General features: G+C 47.4%; 1 protein-coding gene. It reads left to right on the forward strand.

All coding sequences use genetic code 11. The features are described from left to right. Positions 1-502 precede the first annotated feature (502 nt). On the forward strand, positions 503-808 hold the full coding sequence (locus QEH59_RS18590) for a hypothetical protein (RefSeq protein WP_308986886.1): 306 nt from the start codon (positions 503-505) through the stop codon (positions 806-808). Positions 809-914: the final 106 nt, after the last annotated feature.

The following is a 914-nucleotide window of genomic DNA, read 5'->3' on the forward strand; positions in this document are numbered from 1 at the left end:
TCCAGACGCTGGTATCAATTCCGTTACGCGCTCCAGGCTTCGCTCTTCGAGCTACGCCCGGCAAGCCGCGCTTCACTCTATGATACAGCTCCACGTTAGTCAGAAAGGAAAAGAATGCCACGCGCTCAGATAAATAAAAACGGAGTCTGGATTCGCCGTATTCATGATTCATGGGAGAACATTTCTGGATACAGAACTGACATCCGAGAAAACGTGTTGAATGATCCAAGAGTAAAGAAGGCAGCTTATGTCCTTGATGACAATCGCGCCATTTTGGTCCCAATTGAAGAATTAAGAGAAGCTCTACGTGACGCCGGAAGAAGGGCGAACGGATGCGTAGGACCATACAATGTGAATCCCCACAATGGGACACTTAACGGAAGGAAGGTTACGATGGAGATTCGGGACCTAACGGAGAAAACCAAAGACTAACAAGTCGGAGTAGGCAACTCCGGGGCTGCGCCCCTCCGTCGCCTATCCTCTACGTTGGGTAAGTAAATAAATGAGAACGCATCTACCATGTCCCGATTGTGGAAAGGAATTTGAACCAAAAGAAATACTTGAGAATTCCACGATTGCTTGGCCTGAACTGAACTGGATCTACTTCCTATGCCCACAGTGCAAAAAGAACACTCACATACTAGTCGAAGACGGAAGAATCTGCACGGTCGACTTCATTGGAGCACCCGGACCAGATTGGAAAGTGAACACTCCTATGATAGAAAAAGGAATCACAGCCAGAATGGATCCAGGCTATGCACATGTATGGCTTGATGGACATCACTATGAATTCGAAGCCAAACAGTAAAACCGAAGACCCAACTCTGAAGTTACCAATTAGCGAAGCCTAATAGGTAACTATAGGTTGGACAAACCCGCGTAGGATTAAAGGGGGCGTTCGACGACTCTAGTGC

The sequence above is a fragment of the Thalassobacterium sedimentorum genome (assembly GCF_031127905.1).
Lineage (GTDB): Bacteria > Verrucomicrobiota > Verrucomicrobiia > Opitutales > Coraliomargaritaceae > Thalassobacterium > Thalassobacterium sedimentorum.

Coding starts and splice junctions, on each gene's coding strand:
- QEH59_RS18590 (WP_308986886.1), top strand. CDS start 503: ATGAGAACGCATCTACCATGTCCCGATTGTGGAAAGGAATTTGAACCA.